The organism is Photorhabdus asymbiotica, assembly GCF_003634575.1.
In the GTDB taxonomy this organism is placed as follows: domain Bacteria; phylum Pseudomonadota; class Gammaproteobacteria; order Enterobacterales; family Enterobacteriaceae; genus Photorhabdus; species Photorhabdus asymbiotica.
The window spans coordinates 576374-596191 of record NZ_RBLJ01000002.1; the positions used below are offsets into that span (position 1 = coordinate 576374).

At 41.6% G+C, this 19818-nt stretch carries 13 protein-coding genes; 11 read left to right on the plus strand and 2 right to left on the minus strand.

Features of this window, described 5'->3' with window-relative positions:
* Positions 1–7: 7 nt before the first annotated feature.
* The 4 genes from BDD30_RS09465 (at position 8) to BDD30_RS09480 (ending at position 10129) form a co-directional block, all read left to right on the plus strand.
* A complete protein-coding gene (locus tag BDD30_RS09465; RefSeq protein ID WP_015835927.1) occupies positions 8–1030 on the plus strand; it encodes a fucose-binding lectin II in 1023 nt (340 codons plus the stop codon).
* A 408-nt stretch (positions 1031–1438) separates the two neighbouring features.
* On the plus strand, positions 1439–2047 hold the full coding sequence (locus BDD30_RS09470; RefSeq protein WP_015835928.1) for a hypothetical protein: 609 nt from the start codon (positions 1439–1441) through the stop codon (positions 2045–2047).
* A 675-nt stretch (positions 2048–2722) separates the two neighbouring features.
* Entirely contained in the window at positions 2723–7189 is a 4467-nt protein-coding gene (locus BDD30_RS09475) for a SpvB/TcaC N-terminal domain-containing protein (RefSeq protein ID WP_015835930.1), read from the plus strand.
* Between the two features lie 78 nt (positions 7190–7267).
* Positions 7268–10129 carry an RHS repeat protein gene (locus tag BDD30_RS09480; protein ID WP_015835931.1) on the plus strand — a complete coding sequence of 954 codons (2862 nt, stop codon included), beginning with the start codon at positions 7268–7270 and terminating at the stop codon, positions 10127–10129.
* A gap of 104 nt (positions 10130–10233) precedes the next feature.
* Here BDD30_RS09480 and BDD30_RS09485 read toward each other — a convergent pair whose 3' ends face one another.
* Positions 10234–11826, minus strand: a complete 1593-nt coding sequence (locus BDD30_RS09485) for a glycosyl hydrolase family 18 protein (protein ID WP_015835932.1) — start codon at positions 11824–11826, stop codon at positions 10234–10236.
* A 141-nt stretch (positions 11827–11967) separates the two neighbouring features.
* Between BDD30_RS09485 and BDD30_RS23550 the strand changes: the two genes are divergently transcribed.
* Together BDD30_RS23550 and BDD30_RS09490 are read left to right on the plus strand one after the other, a co-directional pair.
* Positions 11968–12117 carry a hypothetical protein gene (locus BDD30_RS23550; protein WP_170152957.1) on the plus strand — a complete coding sequence of 50 codons (150 nt, stop codon included), beginning with the start codon at positions 11968–11970 and terminating at the stop codon, positions 12115–12117.
* Positions 12118–12813: 696 nt separating this feature from the next.
* Entirely contained in the window at positions 12814–13026 is a 213-nt protein-coding gene (locus BDD30_RS09490) for a hypothetical protein (protein WP_015835933.1), read from the plus strand.
* A 173-nt stretch (positions 13027–13199) separates the two neighbouring features.
* On the opposite strand, the gene BDD30_RS09495 is transcribed toward BDD30_RS09490, so the two are convergent.
* Complete coding sequence (locus BDD30_RS09495; RefSeq protein ID WP_015835934.1) at positions 13200–13868, minus strand: epoxyqueuosine reductase QueH; 669 nt, start codon at positions 13866–13868, stop codon at positions 13200–13202.
* Positions 13869–14302: 434 nt separating this feature from the next.
* On the opposite strand from BDD30_RS09495, the gene BDD30_RS09505 reads away from it, so the two are divergent.
* The 5 genes from BDD30_RS09505 (at position 14303) to BDD30_RS09525 (ending at position 19801) form a co-directional block, all read left to right on the plus strand.
* Positions 14303–15286, plus strand: a complete 984-nt coding sequence (locus tag BDD30_RS09505; protein WP_015835935.1) for a hypothetical protein — start codon at positions 14303–14305, stop codon at positions 15284–15286.
* Positions 15287–16432, plus strand: coding sequence for a BamA/TamA family outer membrane protein (locus BDD30_RS09510; RefSeq protein ID WP_015835936.1), 1146 nt, complete (start codon positions 15287–15289; stop codon positions 16430–16432).
* The gene (locus BDD30_RS09515) at positions 16429–17550 is read left to right on the plus strand and encodes a DUF4056 domain-containing protein (protein WP_015835937.1); all 1122 of its coding nucleotides are present in this window, start codon (positions 16429–16431) and stop codon (positions 17548–17550) included. Before BDD30_RS09510 ends, BDD30_RS09515 begins: the two co-directional genes overlap by 4 nt.
* 903 nt (positions 17551–18453) lie before the next feature.
* Positions 18454–19035 (plus strand): fimbrial protein, encoded by a 582-nt coding sequence (locus tag BDD30_RS09520; RefSeq protein WP_015835938.1) that lies wholly within the window; start codon positions 18454–18456, stop codon positions 19033–19035.
* Positions 19036–19102: 67 nt separating this feature from the next.
* On the plus strand, positions 19103–19801 hold the full coding sequence (locus tag BDD30_RS09525; RefSeq protein ID WP_015835939.1) for a fimbrial biogenesis chaperone: 699 nt from the start codon (positions 19103–19105) through the stop codon (positions 19799–19801).
* The last annotated feature ends 17 nt before the right edge of the window (positions 19802–19818 follow it).

Sequence of the window (19818 nt, forward strand, 5' to 3'; positions counted from 1 at the left end):
TATATTAATGAATCTACATGTTTATTTATTCCTTAATGCAGATAACGGCAGATTTAATGAAATATCACATAAATCAGATCAAAACTACCCACAGCCTATCAGTAATGACTGGCCCGATCTTCCTGTCGAGTTTCAAAGACATATTGATGATGTGATTAATTTAAATGGTTATTTATATTTTTTTAAAGGCTCGCAATATCTTAAATTTAACATAGCGAAAGCCAAGGTAACTGATGGCCCCAAATTTATTGCCGATGGGTGGCCCGGATTGAAAGGAACCGAATTCGAAAATGGGATAGATGCAGCCATAGAATTAACAACAAATATCGTTTGTTTCTTTAAAGGTAGTGATTGCATCGATTATGCCGTAAACTCACACACGATTAAACGGAAATCTATCTCAGACAGATGGAAAATAACAAAGACATACCCAGCATTTAGTAAAAACCTAGACGCTGCTGCATGGAGAAAAACTCATCAAAGTAATCCTTCTATTGCTTTCTTCAAAGACAATCAAGATCTCGGATTTTATCCGCAATCACACGTTATTGCATATGGACCTGCTCCTGTCAGTAATCATGTCGCAGCCTTCAAAACAACTCAAGCAGCAGTATTAATTGACACCGATTTATTAGGCAGTGACCGAGGCAATCATGGAGGCTGTAGCGGAACATGTGGCACTAATGACACGGGTAAACACTGTTTCCAGTTACCCCAAAGTATCCGATTTGGCCTGACCGCCTATTCTAATACCGATATTTATCGGCAAACGGTAAAAGTCTATATTGACGATCTTCTGGTAGATACATTAACCGGTAAAGGAACCGATAATCTGATGGCAACTAAAGCCTATACATCAGGTAAAGGCAAAGTCTGTATTGAAATTGAAGGAGATGGTAAACCCTGCAAACTCCGTTATGCCTATAATACCCTTGATGGAAAACCCGGTTCAGTCATTATTGGTGCCGAAAATGATTCCAATAATAATTACAACGACAGCGTAGTCGTATTGAACTGGCCGCTAGTGTGAATTAAAAATAATTTGGTAAATTTCATCATAAAAAAACAATATTGAACAATAAATTAAAGCGGCATTATGTCGCTTTTTTGCTATGTGCCACGACAAGGATATCTCAGCTTTCGAACAATATATACCCGTTATCTTTCAAGTTGCCTCTTTGTTGGCTGCACTCACTCACCCCGGTCACAGAGTTATCTATGCTCCCGGGGATTCGCTCCCTTGCCATCGCGATGCATCTTGAAATCCATAGGGTATATACTCTTCATCCGATAAAAATTAACTTTTTATCTTTTCTTTTCCTATCTCCCATTGCTATGAGTATTCAGTAGTACAGGAATTATGAAGTAATAATATTAAGTAATAATTTCATTATGGTATCAACTATTAGCAAGAAACAACGCAATTTTTGAGGAAACTATGGATAATGAACTTAAATACGGAGATACCGTGACTATATTAAACAGCTATAAGAATTGGAGCGGTGGATATCTCAGTGTATTTGGCAATGGTAATAAACCCGGCACAAAATATGCCGTGGTAACAATAGATTCATCTTTAGCTATTCATGGTGGAATATGGAGAATTGAATCAGCCATGGAGAAACCTATCGGTAGTAAAATAATCAATAATGATATTATCTTACTCTACAACCTATATTACTGTGACGGCGGTTACTTACGGTATTATGACGTAGTGGATCAATATGAGCAATCAGAGGAAATACATCAAGTATACACTTCAGATATATGTAAAAAATCAACATTGGAATGGATTATTTATTGTGAAACCACACCATCAGATGGGAATATCAGAGCAGGCGAAAATGTTTCTCTCTATAATCGATGGGGAAATAAAGGTTTCCTTGATACCCATAATCATGCTGGAGACACAGGCTCGTTGTATCAAGTATTCATGTCCAACAATACGACCCGTAAAAGCCAGACCGGTTTGTGGAAAATGACAAAGGTAAACAATCCTTGCTCTCTCCCTAATATATTTACCAATCCCACGTCATTATGGCGATAAGATGCAGTAACAATAATCCCTTATTAGTGCAAATGAAGCCGGCAAGAACCAGTACAATAGGCTTTTCTACGTCTTAGCCCACAAATATACATAGAGGGTATTCTTTCACATAACGACCAAATATCATCAATAAATTAGCTGATAAAGGTCAAAATGATCTCAAGCTCTAGTTCAAAAAAACCGCACAAAATGCAAATTGAGCTATTCTCAGGTCCAATCCGTTACGCTCGCTTCCCTTCCTCTATCATTGAATTAATTTTTTATTCATTCATTAATAAAAAATAAGCTTAACATAATAAGCCCCCTCAATATAAAGTCATCCCTCCATCAATTAGGAATAATCATCAAATAGTGAAGTTAAACATCCAAGATAACTCATTGATTAATCTATTATTATAATTGAATTTTTATTTTTATAACACCTTTTGCCATAAATATTTCAAATGAAATTAAATTGCTTGTGCTGGTCATTTTCTTCCCTTTACAGATCGAGAGGCAACAATCGGTACACTGGTGCTCAATATTTTCCATGCCGGTAAAGACGGATCACAACATAAGCTGGTTGTCAATCTGAGTGACATCATTGTGCATCTGAATTACATCGTCCGAGAGGAGTAAGTTTCTTTTCTTTGTCTATCACAAGTCCCTATTAGGGTCTGTTGTAAGGAGTGCTTTATGCAGGATTCACCCAAAGTATCAGTTACAACATTGTCGCTGCCCAAAGGTGGTGGCGCTATTAATGGAATGGGAGAAGCGCTTAACACCGCCGGTCCAGAAGGGGCCGCAACGCTCTCTCTGCCGTTACCTCTCTCCTCTGGGCGAGGTGTTGCCCCCGGATTGTCACTGATTTATAGCAGCAGTGCAGGCAATGGGCCTTTTGGCATCGGCTGGCAATGTGGCGTCATGACCATCAGCCGCCGTACTCAACATGGCATCCCGCAATATGGTACTGACGACACATTTTTATCCCCCCAAGGCGAAGTGATGAATATCGCTCTGAATGATCAGGGACAACCAGATATCCGCCAGGGAGTTAAGACTCTGCAAGGCGTTACCCTGCCTGTTTCCTATACGGTGACCCACTACCAACCCCGCCAGATACAGGATTTCAGTAAAATAGAATACTGGCAACCCTCCTCTGGTCAGGAAGGACGTCCTTTCTGGTTGATATCATCACCAGACGGACAACTGCATATCCTGGGAAAAACAGCACAAGCTTGCCTGACTAACCCACAAAATGATCAGCAAATCGCTCAGTGGTTACTAGAAGAAACCGTGACGCCAACCGGTGAACATGTCAGCTATCAGTATCGGGCCGAAGATGAAGCCAATTGCGACGATAACGAAAAAACACGCCATCCGAATACTACAGCACAACGCTATCTAGTACAGGTAAACTACGGGAACATTAAACCACAGGCCAGCCTGTTCGTGCTGGATAATACACCACCAACCCCGGAAGAATGGTTGTTTCATCTGGTCTTTGACCACGGAGAACGAGATACCTCACTTTATACCGTACCAGCATGGGATACCGGTACAGCACAATGGTCTGCACGCCCGGATACTTTTTCCCGCTATGAATACGGTTTTGAAGTCCGTACCCGCCGTCTGTGTCAACAGGTGCTGATGTTTCACCGTATCGCGCTGCTGGCTGGAGAAGCCAATACTAATAGCACACCAGAGTTGGTGGGGCGTCTGATACTGGACTATGACAAAAATGCCAGCGTCACAACCTTAATCGCCGCCCGTCAATTGAGCCATGAATCTGACGGCAAGCCAACCGCGATGCCACCACTGGAGTTTGCTTGGCAACAATTTGATCATGAGAAGATACCAGCCTGGCAACGTTTTGATACTCTGGATAATTTCAATCCTCAACAACACTATCAGCTAGTCGACCTACGGGGAGAAGGGTTGCCTGGAATGTTGTATCAAGAACGCGGTGCCTGGTGGTACAAAGCCCCACAACGTCAGGAAGGCAAAGACAGTAATGCGGTAACCTACAGCAAAATAGCCCCTCTGCCCACCCTGCCTAGTTTGCAGGAAAATGCCTCACTGATGGATATCAACGGGGACGGTCAACTGGACTGGGTAGTCACCGCTTCCGGCATCCGGGGATACCACAGCCAACAACCTGATGGAAAATGGACACACTTTACGCCAATCAGTGCCTTGCCTGTGGAATATTTTCATCCAAGTGCCCAATTCGCCGATCTTATCGGTGCAGGCTTATCCGATTTAGTGTTGATAGGACCGAAAAGCGTGCGTCTGTATGCCAACCAGCGTGACGGCTGGCGCAAAGGAGAAAATGTGCCACAATCCGCCGGTATTACCTTGCCGATCGCCGGCACCGATGCCCGCAAACTGGTGGCATTCAGTGATATGCTAGGTTCAGGTCAGCAACATCTGGTAGAAATCAGCGCTAACAGTGTCACTTGCTGGCCCAATCTGGGACATGGCCGTTTCGGTCAGCCACTAACCCTTCCAGGATTCAGCCACCCCGAAAACCGTTTTAATCCCGAACGGCTGTTTCTGGCGGATATCGACGGCTCCGGCACCGCAGACATTATCTATGCACAATCCGATTCTTTGTTAATTTATCTCAACCAAAGCGGTAATCAGTTTGACGCACCACTGACATTAGCTTTGCCTGAAGGTGTCCAGTTTGACAACACCTGTCAGCTACAAGTTGCTGATATTCAGGGACTGGGGGTAGCCAGTTTGATACTGACAGTACCTCATATGACACCTCATCATTGGCGTTGTGACCTGTCATTGACCAAGCCTTGGTTATTAAAGGTGATGAACAATAACCGGGGAGCACATCATACCCTGCATTACCGCAGTTCTGCTCAGTTCTGGCTAGATGAAAAATTACAACTCACCAAAGCGGGCAAACCACCCATCTGTTACCTGCCATTTCCTATGCATCTACTGTGGCACACTGAAATTCAGGATGAAATCAGTGGTAATAAACTCACCAGTGAAGTGAGTTACAGTCATGGCGTTTGGGATGACAAAGAGCGGGAATTCAGGGGCTTTGGTTGTATCAAACAAACAGATACCACGACTTTTTCCCACGGCACCGCACCTGAACAAGCTTCTCCATCACTCAGCGTCAGTTGGTTTGCCACCGGGATTGATGCAGTAGACAATCAGTTATCGGCAGAATATTGGCAGGGAGATACTCAGGCTTGTACCGAATTTAAAACCCGCTATACCACTTGGGACAGTACCAGCCAAACGGATAAAGTTTTCTCCCCCAATGATACACAACGTAACTGGCTAACCAGAGCAGTGAAAGGCCAGTTGCTACGCAATGAAGTATACAGTCTGGACGGAACCGAGAAGGAAACAATCCCTTATATCGTTAGTGAGTCACGCTATCAGGTACGGTTTATTCCGGTAGATAAAGAAACAGAGCTATCAGCCTGGGTCTCGGCTATTGAAAACCGCAGTTATCACTACGAGCGTATTGTCAGTGATCCGCTGCTTACCCAAAGTATTCGGTTGCAACAAGATATTTTTGGGCAACTATTGCAAGGGGTTGATATCTCCTGGCCCCGCCGGGAAAAACCTGCTGAAAACCCCTATCCGTCAACTCTGCCAGATACCTTGTTCGACAGTAGCTATGATGACCAACAGCAGGTGCTGCGTCTGGTTCGGCAAAAAAATAACTGGCATCACCTGACTGACGGAGAAAATTGGCGGTTAGGCTTACCTGATGCTCAACGCAGCGATGTTTATACCCATGATCGGTCTAAAATTCCAGCAGACGGCATTTCTCTTGAAGTATTGCTAGAAGAAGATGGCTTACTGGCTGATGAAAAAGCCGCAGTTTATCTGGGTCAGCAACAGACATTTTATACCGCCGGCCAATCAGAAATACCGCTGGAAAAACCTACGCTTCAGGCATTGGTTGCATTTTACGAAACCGCCATGATGGACGACACATCATTACAGGCTTATGACGGCGTAATTGAACAACAAGCGTTGAACACGGCACTGACACAAGCGGGTTATCAGCAATCAGCTCGACTGTTTAATACCGGCTCAGAAAGTCCGGTATGGGTCGCGCGACTGGGATACACCGATTACGGAGATGCTACACAGTTCTGGCGGCCCCAAGCTCAGCGTAACTCGTTACTGACCGGGAAAACCACATTGAGTTGGGATACCCATCATTGTGTAGTGACGCAGACTCAGGATGCCGCAGGCTTAACGACACAAGCCCACTACGATTATCGTTTTCTAACACCGATACAACTGACAGATATCAATGATAATCAACACATTGTGACATTGGATGCTCTGGGACGCGTTATCACCAGCCGGTTCTGGGGTACTGAAGCCGGACAAGTCACAGGCTATTCCACACCAGCCGATAAACCCTTTACGCCACCAGATTCGGTTGATAAAGCACTCGCATTAACAGGCCAACTCCCCGTTGCTCAATGTATCGTCCATGCCATTGACGGTTGGATGCCAGCGTTATCATTAACCCACCTTTCCGGGACACAGGAAGAAGCCGAAACCCAATGGAAGCAACTTCAAGCTGCCCAGGTAGTGACCGAAGATGGGAAAATACGTACGCTTAGCTGGCAACAGGCCATAGATCGTCAAAAATTGACCGTCCAGATGGCCTCCTTATTCGCGGATATTCCCCGTTTACCTCCCCATACGCTAACGATTACTACAGATCGTTACGACAACGATCCGCAGCAACTACACCAGCAGACAATCAGCTTCAGTGACGGTTTTGGCCGGTTACTCCAGAGTTCAGTTCGTTACGAATCCGGTGATGCCTGGCAACGTAAAGAAGATGGCGGATTAGTCGTCGATACAAATGGAGCGCTGGTCAGTGCACCAACGGATACTCGTTGGGTCGTATCCGGTCGCACAGAATATGACGACAAAGGCCAGCCAGTGCGCACTTATCAACCCTATTTTCTCAATGACTGGCGCTACGTCAGTGATGACAGTGCACGGGATGATCTGTTTGCGGATACCCATATTTATGATCCATTGGGACGTGAATACAAAGTCATCACGGCTAAGAAATATCTAAGGGAAAAACAGTACACCCCTTGGTTTGTCGTGAGTGAGGATGAAAACGACACAGCATCACGAAACCTATAATTTTATCCGTTGCCTCGCAGTACATTGCGGGGCGACATCTATCAACGCAATACTATCAACACAATAAGGAATATTAATATGACATCCTTTTTTGATCCGGCAATCTTTGCCAATACGCCCACGATCAACGTTCAGGATAACCGTGGCCTGACTATTCGTGAAATCAACGTTCACCGCGCCTCAGCCAGCGGAGATACCGATATTCGTATCACTCGTCATCAGTATGATACTCACGGACACCTGAGCCAAAGCATTGATCCACGCTTGTATGCTGCTATGCAAACCGATAGTTCAGTGAAGCCCAATTTTACCTGGCACTATGATCTAACCGGTAATCTCCTGCGTACAGAAAGTGTTGATGCAGGTCAAACCGTTAGACTCAATGATATTGAAGGTCGCCCGATACTGACAAAAACCGCAACCGGAATCATACAAACTCGGCAATATGAAGCCTCTTCCCTGCCGGGGCGTCTATTGTCAATTTCCGAACAGGAGGCATGGGAAACAACCCCACATGTGACAGAGCTTCTTATCTGGGCCCGAAATACACCGGAAGAAAAAAACCGTAACCTTGCCGGTCAGTGTGTCAATCACTATGACTCCGCAGGATTGATCCGACTGGAAAGCCGATCACTGACCGGAACCGTTTTATCACAGACCCGCCAATTGCTCGCCGATGATCAAGAGGCAAACTGGATAAATGATAACGAAGCGGCTAACCAAAGCAGACTGGACAAGCAAACCTACACCACACAAAGCACCTTTGACACTACCGGCGCGTTACTCACTCAGACCGATGCGAAAGGGAATATACAGCGCCTAGCCTATAATGTTGCAGGACAACTAAAAGGTAGCAAACTGACAGTACAAGGCCAGTCTGAACAGATTATCGTCAAATCTCTGACCTATTCTGCCGCCGGGCAAAAGCTGCAAGAAGAGCATGGTAACGGCGTTATTACCGAATACACTTATGAACCAGAAACCCAACATCTGATTAGTATCACCATGCGTCGCACCTCAGACACCAGACTGTTACAAGATTTACGCTATGAGTATGACCCAGTGGGCAATGTTATCAACACCCGCAATAGCACAGAAGCTACTCGCTTCTGGCGCAATCAGAAAGTAGTACCAAAGAATACCTATACCTATGATTCTCTATACCAGTTAACCGAAGCCACTGGCCGGGAAATGACTAATATCGTCCGACAGAATCACCAGCTTCCTTCTCCTGTTTTACCTACTGATAACAATACTTACACTAAATACATTCGTACTTATACTTATGACCGTGGCGGTAATTTGACACAAATCCAGCACAATTCATCAGCCATCAAAGGCAGCTATACCAAAAGGATAACCGTTTCAAATCGCAGCAACCGCGCAGTACCGAGTGAACTAACCGACAACCCGATGCAGGTGGATACACTGTTTGATGCAGGCGGTAATCAGAATACATTAACACCGGGGTACCACCTGGACTGGAACACCCGCGGGCAGTTGCAACAAGTGACACTCGCAGCACAAAGAAACAGCATCAATCATAATAAGGAGTGGTATCACTATGGCAGTGATGGCACACGATTATTAAAAGTGAATGAACAGCTAACTCAATATTCCATTCAGCAACAGCGAGTCATCTATCTGCCGCAATTGGAACTGCGAACCACACAAAACGACCAGAATATAACGGAAAACTTGCAGGTTATTACCATCGGCGAAGCGGGTCGCGCACAAGTGCGGGTATTACATTGGGAAAAACCACCAACCGATATCAAAAACAATCAAGTACGTTATAGCTACGATAACTTCACTGGTTCCAGCCAACTTGAGCTGGATGATAAGGGGAGAATAACCAGTCAGGAAGAATACTATCCATTCGGCGGTACCTCTTTATGGGCGACCAAGGACCAGATAGAAGCCAACTATAAATTTATCCGTTATTCCGGCAAAGAACGTGATGCAACAGGACTGTACTACTATGGTTACCGATATTACCAACCGTGGGTCGGGCGATGGTTAAGCGCAGATCCGGCAGGGACAACCGACGGTGTGAACCTTTATCGGATGGTACGAAATAATCCGGTGACATTACATGATCCAGACGGATTAACACCCGAACAGTGGCATACTCGAGAAGCATTTAAACAATTACCTTTCAGCGAACATAGCTTAGGCACACGTGATGAGCTTGCACCAAAGATATCAGGCACGAATAGTTTATGGTATGAAGCCTATCATGGTCAGACTAAAGAACGTGAAGCATTGGGCCTGTTTAATGAATTGCCTTTTACAGAACCTAAAGTAGCAGCGGCTGAAGAGATTAACCTACATGGCATAACCACTGAAAATGTTACCGTTTATCGTGTGGAAGTCGCACAACAATCAGAAAAGTTTCTTTATACCGCGATTACCGATACAGGCGGTGTGAAAATTGCAGTTCCTAACAGGAGTAACGAACATGGCGACAGGGAAGACTACCTCAGCAAAACCATGCCAGCTGAGGCACGGAAAGGTGGTGGATGGTACCAATTTGCTAAAAATTATATTGCGGCAAATAAAGGTAAATCCAGCGGTAATCTTGCGTTCTATAATTTCGGTAACCCACGTCGGGCATTACAATTCTACGAACAAAAAACTGAAAATCCCAAAGAAAAATTCCCCTTTGTCATAAAATCGTTCGATATTCCTTCCGCGGTATTTAAAGCGATTGCCGAAGACGCCACTTTAGAAAAGGACTATAAAAAATTCCCTACCGCGCCAATGAATGTCGATGTGGCCGCATTTAATCAACTTGGTCTACAACCTCACCATGTTGATTTACTCGTTGGCTCCATTGTTCCTAAAAGCGGAAGAGTCTATTCGGAAAATGAGCATTGGCAGTTAATGGATAAATCCTCTCAGGTTACCAGCAGATCTCTGATACGCCGTAGGCAATAATAAAATAGCCAGCTTCCCCGAAAAGGATTAGCTGGCCTCATTAAACTTTTTACTACCTTTTTAGATGCAGGTTTCTTTAAGAAACCTGCATCACCGCAGAACCGCTAATTCTTAGTAAAAATCGGCACAGGATCAGGAGTAGGCACAGAGCTATCGCAATGATAATGTTCTCCTTTCAGCCCCATTTTTTTACAGGCAGTCGACAAAACATCGTTAGGTGTTGCCCACTCATCTTTCCAGTTATTACCGTCATAACGTTCATTCTTAAATAGATCCCACATAATAAGACCCGTTTTACCATATTTGATCGTACCATCTAATATACTGTTGAGAGCAGTCTTCGTGAGCGGTAAATTACCGGTTGCGGGTCTACCGACTTCAAATCCAACCGTAATAGGTGGCGAAATCAATAATTTTTGAGGTTGAACTGATGCCTGCGCATAATTACGCGCTCCTTTCAGTTTGACATGGAAGGAAACAACTTCATTACCTGATTTAAGCCAGTTAATATATTGACTATAATAATATTTAACTTGTCCAGGAAGGTCACAAGGAATATATGTTTCACCTCCCCCGATAAATCCACAGTCTTTTTCACTCAAATCATAGGTCATCACACCAATATAGCTGAGTCGGTTGATAAGCTTGGGATAATTCAACGCGGTATTATAAATCAAACCATAGAGATTCCCTCCCCACCAGGCACCACCATAAATATCACTATTCCTCGCGTTGGTTCCCCAGTTAGCGGACATATTCGGAATTCCTCCCGTTGCGGGGCCCGCAGTACTTAATTTAAGCGATGGCTTAACAGTATTAATCGAATTGTAAAAAGATTTTAAAATGGCAGCGAATTTATCCACAGTTTCAGGCATTACGCGGGGAATTGATTCTGCACCTGGAACAATATTCATTGATTCATCATAAACATAATGACCCATTCCCTTCCTCATTAAAACTGATGTGGCTAAATTCTCACTATTATTAGGAGGAATGTTGATTGAATCAGGCGTTAATTTCCAGCTTCTCGCATTAATATCAGCATGCCAGAATTCTTCATAATCAACATCAATTCCCATGACGCCTAAATTAGCAGCCAGATTAACAATATTTTTGTATGCCTTATCTGCCGCTTTCCCGGTAATAGGACTATCAAATCGGGGAATTTTGGTTAGGGGATTAGGAAAAATATCATAAACCGCACCGGGTTCATTGCCACAAGCATCTTTTTTACCGGCAGTGATATCATAAATTTTCGGATAACAACTGAAATTCCATCCCCCTACAGCAATATAGGTACTTACTCCATGAGATTTTAAATCAGCAATAATGCCCTTTAATCTGACAAAATCTAATGTAGCATTTCTAGCAACTTTTTCACTGATTATTTGGCCTGGGGTACAAGTATAGCCAAACAATCCAGTACATTTCAGACTATTTTTTTCATAATTAACCAAACTCGGTTGAACAAAAGATAATACCAACGTATTAAAATTACTTTTATTCTTAGCAATGTCACTGCTTAATTTTTCAAAATTATCAAGGCTGGCATAATATTCCTGAGTACCCATTTGCGCGTCAGGCCCACTCAAATAATATGCTGAGATTTCAGGATTAGAGGCAATAGCATTGCCAGAAATAACAGAGAATAATATCGTACTTGCTAATAAATATCGATTTACCTTGGACTTATACATACATTTATCTCCACTCGGTTAACATTATTTTCCTGATGACAGCAATAGTTATCATGACAATTTATTGCTCTTTATACCCTATGGATTTCAAGATGCATCGCGACGGCCAGGGAGCGAATCCCCGGGAGCATAGAGAACTATGTGACCGGGGTGAGTGAGTACAGCCAACAAAGAGGCAACTTGAAAGATAACGGGTATATCATGGACGGTAATGATTCTTCCCTAATAGAGCGTAAATACATTCAATACGTTACTATAGACTGTGATGTAATTACTGCTATGTTGCATTGATTATTTCAACACACCAGTTTGATCATAGTTCAACTTTTACTATTTACCACTAAATAAGTAGAAATTATTTATAAAGTGTTACTAATACCTCAATAAAATTGTATTATTTTAAAACAATCCCGCTAAATTTCATTTCTATGAATTGATTATTACAACAGTCTTACATTAGCAATAATTTTTCAGCTGCTCATAATCGACCCCGATTTTTATATAATGACCAATTTTCAAATTTCATCGATATAAATTTCAAGTTATAACGCGGCGGCAAGTGAACAAATCTCCAAGAGCATAGATAACTATGTGACTAGGGTAAGTGAAAGCAGCCAACAAAGCAGCAACTTGAAAGATGAAAGGTATTAATTCAACTTTATCAATCCTAATTCTCAATCTCATTTAAAAACCCATAATATCTTTATTTAATGAAAATCTGTTCATTGATGACATTACCGAAAATAACGAATTACGTTAGCTATTGAAGATACTTTCATTAATCAAAAGAACTCTATACAAAAAGCAGGAAAATTCAACGATTATTCAACAAACCATTAAAATGTAATACCTTCAATTTGCAGAATTAATGATCACAACCGTATACTCGGCTGTGCATTAAGAATAAATCTGGAATATCAAGCCGCTTATCTGTCGCTTAAGATATATTCCAGCAAGTGAAACAAAGTTAAAAACAGGACAATCATTATGACACGTTTAGGCTTATCTGTAACTGTATTATCATTCTTATTTTCTGGCGCAGTATTAGCAGCTCCGACCACACCTATGACTCAATCTTCGGATACCCAAATGACCTCTTCTCATATGGAGAAAAAAGCAGGCCAGGAAAAACAATCAAGCAAAACTAAAACACATTCAAATCATAAGGTAAAAAAGGAAGAAACGAAGAAGGCTCACTGATCTCCATTTGAAAACAACCGCAGGCTGTAAAGAGGGTACTTTCAGCTACAGCAGACATAGAGGAACTTTGTTCCCTCATAGCGGTTCGATAAGTGGTTATAACACAAGTTTAATCATGTCATAACCATAAATTCAGGGGGGAAATCCCCCCTCAACCTATTAAAGTGAAAAACTTAACAAGCGCCTTCTGTATCGTCATCACCATAATATTTAACACCAATCCTGATAATATCCCGCCCCTGAGACTTACGGTGCTTATTGCTGTCACGCAATGAATAGATACAACCACAATATTCCTGCTGATAAAATCTTTCCCGTTTACTGATTTCAATCATCCGAGCCGAGCCACCCTGCTTACGCCAGTTGTAATCCCAATATTGAACCCCCGGATATTGGCTTGCAGCGCGTTTTCCGCAATCATTTATTTGCTGCATATTTTTCCAGCGAGAAATCCCCAAAGAACTGGAAATAACGCTGAAGTTATTTTCATAAGCATACAAAGCGGTGCGTTCAAAACGCATGTCAAAACACATCGTGCACCGAACGCCCCTTTCTGGCTCCCACTCCATACCTTTAGCGCGTTCGAACCAGTTGTCGCTATCATAATCTGCGTCAACAAATGGCACGTTATGCAGTTCCGCAAAGCGGATATTTTCTTCTTTGCGAATCAAATATTCCCGTTTGGGATGAATATTAGGATTGTAGAAAAAGACGGTGTAATCAATTCCAGAGGCGTGCAACGCTTCCATGACTTCGCCAGAGCAAGGCGCACAACAAGAGTGCAATAATAACCGCTCCGCATTATCGGGTAACGTTAAAACAGGACGAACAAAGTTTTCCATTGGGCTGGCTCCATAATAAGTATAAGAATTAATTATAGAATATAGTTATTTTTAGCATCAAATCTTTCACAAGCAATTCATCATAACTGACTTGTCTTTACGAGATTACTTAAAATTCTAGCAGCCTGCTACAAACACTACAGAATGAAAACCGCCAAGTAATCCATTTTACTGCTTCCGATGCCACTCTACTTGGCGTAGGTGCTGCATTCTGGGGATTAATAGGGGGAATAATAACCATGTTCCTCTTTTTTTGCCCGGAAAAAACAAAATAGGTCATTAGATGAACAGTAAAATTATACTTTTCAGCATTTTATGATACTTATTATTAATAAAACTTATGATAATTTGCCAGGTCTGTTGCGCTTCGAATATTACGATGGGATATATCTAAAACCTTAAATTTTCTCACTCGCAAAACCGAGCTTTCTATTATGAAATTTTTTAATCTTAGTAAGTTAGCTGTTATTTCATTCTGTCTGGCAATCCCTTATGGCTATGCAGATGACCGCCCCATTCTTTCTCTTTCTGTCAGCCAATCCGGTGGAAATCAAGTCACTGCTGATGGTAGTTTATCCAGAAAACCGAATAAACAAGAATCACGAATACTTCCTATTTGGGGTGATGAAGCCAGAGCTAAAGGTTATGACCTACCGGAGCCTTTTGGCGCCAGTTACGGCTATATGAATATGCGACAAAATATCGTTGTAGACGATATAAAAATCACTATGCCGAAGAACCCAGACACCGAAAAAGCTCTGGATATCCAAGCAGGTAAAACCAGAGAAAAGAATGAATCACATATGCTTAAACTAGACACTTGGGTTCTGCCTTTTCTGAATGTTTACGGCGTTTATGGTTGGACAAAAGGCTCGTCAAAAACCAACATTGAAGGTATTTATTTTGGCGGTATCACTTTTCCTGGCATGCAAGACATTCCATTCGAACTGGATTTTAAAGGTAAAACCTATGGTGGCGGTTTTACTCTAGCGGGGGGTTACGATCAGTTTTTCGGTACACTTGATACTAACTATACCCGCACTAATCTGGATATTCTGGACGGTAAAATCAGCGCCTTAGTCGTCACTCCACGAGTGGGTTATGAATTTACATTCCAGCCAATCATTCCCGGACAAGGAAACACCAAATTGCAGGTATGGACCGGTGGCATGTACCAGAAAATTACTCAAGAATTTAAAGGCAATATCAGCAACCTCGATTTACCACCTACATTTGCCAGACTGGTACAGGCATTCAACGATCCTGACATGAAATTCAAAGTAAAACAGCATGTTTCCGCTCGCTGGAATAATACCGTCGGCGCAAGATTGGAAGTCACACGTAATTTCAATCTATTGACTGAAGTCGGTTTTAACAAACGTAATAGCTGCTATATTTCAGGAGAGTTCCGTTTTTAAATGAACATCCGCGGTACTTTATATGGGCTGGCTTTAGTCAGCCTTTTTATTTCTGATTTCTCATATGGTCAAACGCCACTTAGCAGGGAAAAAATCGATGGCTGGCTGGAAAAATTAGGTGGCAGTAATACCTATGACAGCAATAAAGCCATTGACTGGGGCATTTTACCTGGCCCTTTTTATACTCCAGAATTAGGCGCTGGACTTGGAGTTGCTGTCGTGGGTCTTTATCGACCAGATGATCATGACCATACCAGCCAAACTTCTTCCCTTTCCTTGAATGGATTTACCTCTTCAACCGGTGCCTTTGGCTTTACATTTGATAACTACAGTTTTTTTGCTCATGATCAATGGCGTTTTTTTCTTTCCGGTACATTGAACAATGTCCCCACCTATTACTGGGGAACAGGATATCAAGCAGGTAAAGTAAATGATCGCAAAGAAAAATATCGCTCACAGGAACTGCACCTGCAACCCAGAGTTCTCTACCGAGTTGCTGATTCTACCTATTTAGGTGCCGGCTGGAATTTTTCATCATTACACGCCAAAGATCCCGATAACGGTGCCAAAAAGCTTTTCGCCGCAGAAAACGATGGGCGGTCTATATTGAGTTCTGGTGTCAGTGCCTATTTCAGCTACGACACACGGGATTTTCTACCTAACGCTCAGCAAGGGCACGTTATTGATATTACCTATACCCATTTTTCCCCGGCATTAGGTAGCGACCGCCGGTTTAACACCGTTGATATGCAATACAGCACCTATTATCAATTAGATGAAAAATCTGTACTGGCGTTTGATAGCTACGGTCGTTTTACTGATGGCCAGGTACCCTGGAATATGCTGTCAATGCTGGGTAACAGTAACCGGATGCGCGGATATTATGAAGGCAGATACCGGGATAAAAATGTTATCAGCACCCAATTGGAATATCGGCGCAAATTGAACTGGCGGCATGGATTTGTTTTGTGGGCTGGGGCTGGCACCCTAAGCCATTACGCAGAAGATATTGGCTCAGAAAACTGGTTACCCACAGTTGGCGCTGGTTACCGTTTTGAATTCAAACCCAAAATGAATATCAGACTGGACTTTGGTATTGGTAAAAAAAGCAATGGATTTTATTTTCAGGTGGGAGAGGCGTTTTGAAATTGCGTTTATGGATTACGGCTTTAACGTTAGTCGCAGGATGCCAAGGAACTTTTTCTCCAATCGTACCAGTACAACCTGACTTAAATAGTGAAACAACCGCCGAAACAACCCGTGCATGGCCGGTTCTTGCTCCAATTCCCTCTCCCGAAGGATTAAGAGCTTGCTGTGCTTTTGGCTATAATTTAAAAACGGAATTACTGACTATTCCAGTACCTTTTTACCATATAAGTAATGTGCTAGATGCCGATAACCTTGGGATACATAATTATAACAACAGCTTTTTTGGTACCATTGCTTCATTAACAGGACTCAGTAATGAAAAAGTAGGGATGATATATACCCGCAGGGGCGGATTCATTGATATTTCCCATGTGCGGGATACCGCTGATAATGCAGTTTTTCTGTTCAGTCAAATCTGGCCTCGTCTCGGAGAAGAGTGGAAAATAGAACTCAGCAGCGAATTAGCATTACGCCGTATCCAATTCTATCAATTCACACCACCAGCAACGATAGAACAACGTTATACTCTAAGTGCTTATCTAGCCGTAAAATTGGCTTTTGAACTTGCTGCATGGCATGAAATCGCCCAATGGTATGGCTATCAGTCTGTACCCGGATTTTCTGAAAAAGTCTCTGCATTCTCTCCTGAAGACCTCTACTCTAATCTATTAGGCGCTCGTCTTTCCCTCTCGTTGATACTGGCCGGGCAAGTGCCGTCAATGAAACAATACCGCCTATCAATGCAAGCCATTCTGCCTCCTGCACTACGTGAACTGGAGGCTTTATCCCCTGATGAAACACGGAAAATGTTTGAACAGGTTGATGGTATCTGGTGGGACAGCAAACGCCGTATACCTGATAAACGCTTAATCCTTCAACGTGATTTTCATACTCACAGCGACCGTCTGCCTAACATGGTCCCGACAGAACAGCAACATCCACTCAGACTGGCTCTGCCACAACAATATTCCGGCTATATATTATCTGAATTGGCAGAATTACAATTGTGGCCTAACCGCCAAATGAAAGAACTTCCTGTACCAGAAATCTACTGGAGCGCTGCTGATTTTCCACAACTGGCAGAAAAAGCGAAAAAACAGCAAGAAAATCATTGATTCATATGTTACCAATGAAAATAACATTATTAATCAAGATATATCCTTCATCCTTCAAGCTGCTGCTTTGTTGGCTGCTTTCACTTGCCGCCGCGCTGCAACTCGAAATCTATTGGGTATATATAAAAAGATTTTAGAATACTATTTCTCAATTAATAATTCCCTCTAACTATCATCAACTATTATTTACCATTTCCATAATATCACATCACAATATTAACTTAATTTACCCCATAATAAAACCAAACTATATTAACCATGTTCAAATTAAATCATAAAAAAAAGAACCACATTACCAAGACATTATTTCAAAGAATGAAAAAATCGTATTAAAATATTTACAAAGACAAAATAACAATAACTAATTGATATAAAATAATTAATATTAAACAACATAAAAAAACAAATTAATAAATCAAAAAAAACATTAATCTACAAAACAAGCATCAACAGAAATAAAATTCAGAAAAATAAATTAATTTAGCAAATAGCTCCATAAAACACTCGCAGCTTGAGTATTTTTCCTATTTTCACCAATAATACAGACGTTTACTCTTAATTTAATTTAAATAACAAAAAATCCTTCTTAAATACATTTGATCGTCTATAATATACGCTTCGAAGTTATAAATATGTATAAACAATATCAGTTCTATCTAAGTAGATAAAATAATAGCTTACATCAGAAATAATTAAATTTATTCAATCTAGTTTAAGTTACTAAATTATTTTCAACTATATAATATATTGATTTTTATTTTAAGTTCATAAAATCAAATCAATTTTATAGATAGACACAAACATCACTTTTAAGCCTTTTTGATGTGTCAGGGGATTCAGGGCCCCTATCTTCACCACCCTGATAAGGCCAATTAAAGATACCCCTACTCTTGGAGAGGAAAAATGAATAAACTAGCTTTATCCACCGCCGCCGCGCTTATTTTTACTACAAGTTCTGCTGTTGCAGCCGATAGTGTTTCCGGTGGAACATTACATTTCACTGGTGCAGTTACTGATGCCACTTGTACTATTAACGGTGGTGTTTCAGCGAATCTGTCAATTATATTGGAACCTATCTCCATCACCCAAGCCGGACAAAAGGAAGGTTTAATTGATACTGGTAAGAAAGCATTTTCACTAGAATTTTCTAACTGCCAGTCCAAAGCTACTGGTTTTGACCCGGCAACTTCCATGTTAAAAATCCAGTTTTCATCAGCCAACTCTATTTCTAACGATGGTAAGTACCTAGTCAACGAAGATCTTAAAGCCGATGGCCAGCCAAAAAACGTAGGTATTGCTATTGTTAAACACAAAGATGAAAGTACCCCAATTATGCTGAATAAAGCTTTTGATACAGGAATCAAAGGTTCTAGTAAAGAACGTGAAGTTATTGATTTCTACGCAAAATATTATAAAGTAGGCACTACTGAAGCAGACCCAGGTAAAGTAGTAACGAGGGTTACTTATCACGTTACTTACCTATAATTATTTACCACAATAAATAAAGCCTATTTATCCAAATAGGCTTATTTACTTTGACAAAAATAGTATTATGAAAAAATTATTTTTAGCTACATTATTAGCGGTAACGGCTTTACCTTCAGATGCTAACATCGTTATTAATACAACCCGTGTTATTTATCCAGCCGGTAATAAAGAGGTGTCTGTTCAATTATTAAATACAGGAGATCAACCTTCTCTAGTACAATCCTGGATAGATGATGGCGATCCTAACTCAACACCTGAAACAGCTAAGGTCCCTTTTCTGCTTACTCCGCCAGTCGTTAAAATTGATGGCAATAACGGTCAACAGCTCAGAATTAAGCACACTAGCAGCAACCTACCCACCGATCGGGAATCACTGTTTTATTTAAATGTTCTAGATATTCCACCTGTTGCAGAAAATATTGCCGATAAAAATGTCATGCAGATTGCGATTCGTACCCGGATAAAGTTTTTCTACCGGCCTGAAAAACTTTCTATTTCACCGAAACAGATCAAGCAACATATTGTATTAAAACGCGATGGTAACCAACTAAAATTGGTGAATTCATCACCCTATTTTCTAAATGTCGTCGGTCTCAAATCTTCCGACACTCGACCTAACCTATTAAACGAGGGGACAATCATTAAACCACTCTCTTCTCATTCATTTAGTACCAATGAAAAAGTAAAAGTCGGAGACAAATTAACTTTAGCTATTGTTGACGATTTTGGTGCTATAAATAAATTAACTTTACCACTTCAATAGTGATATTACTGGCATAG

What these genes read in the sequence shown, in the direction of transcription:
- BDD30_RS09505 (WP_015835935.1), top strand. Translation starts at nt 14,303, where the DNA reads ATGAAATTTTTTAATCTTAGTAAGTTAGCTGTTATTTCATTCTGTCTG.
- BDD30_RS09485 (WP_015835932.1), bottom strand. Translation starts at nt 11,826, where the DNA reads ATGTATAAGTCCAAGGTAAATCGATATTTATTAGCAAGTACGATATTA.
- BDD30_RS09490 (WP_015835933.1), top strand. Translation starts at nt 12,814, where the DNA reads ATGACACGTTTAGGCTTATCTGTAACTGTATTATCATTCTTATTTTCT.
- BDD30_RS09510 (WP_015835936.1), top strand. Translation starts at nt 15,287, where the DNA reads ATGAACATCCGCGGTACTTTATATGGGCTGGCTTTAGTCAGCCTTTTT.
- BDD30_RS09495 (WP_015835934.1), bottom strand. Translation starts at nt 13,868, where the DNA reads ATGGAAAACTTTGTTCGTCCTGTTTTAACGTTACCCGATAATGCGGAG.
- BDD30_RS09465 (WP_015835927.1), top strand. Translation starts at nt 8, where the DNA reads ATGAATCTACATGTTTATTTATTCCTTAATGCAGATAACGGCAGATTT.
- BDD30_RS09475 (WP_015835930.1), top strand. Translation starts at nt 2,723, where the DNA reads ATGCAGGATTCACCCAAAGTATCAGTTACAACATTGTCGCTGCCCAAA.
- BDD30_RS09520 (WP_015835938.1), top strand. Translation starts at nt 18,454, where the DNA reads ATGAATAAACTAGCTTTATCCACCGCCGCCGCGCTTATTTTTACTACA.
- BDD30_RS09525 (WP_015835939.1), top strand. Translation starts at nt 19,103, where the DNA reads ATGAAAAAATTATTTTTAGCTACATTATTAGCGGTAACGGCTTTACCT.
- BDD30_RS09470 (WP_015835928.1), top strand. Translation starts at nt 1,439, where the DNA reads ATGGATAATGAACTTAAATACGGAGATACCGTGACTATATTAAACAGC.
- BDD30_RS09480 (WP_015835931.1), top strand. Translation starts at nt 7,268, where the DNA reads ATGACATCCTTTTTTGATCCGGCAATCTTTGCCAATACGCCCACGATC.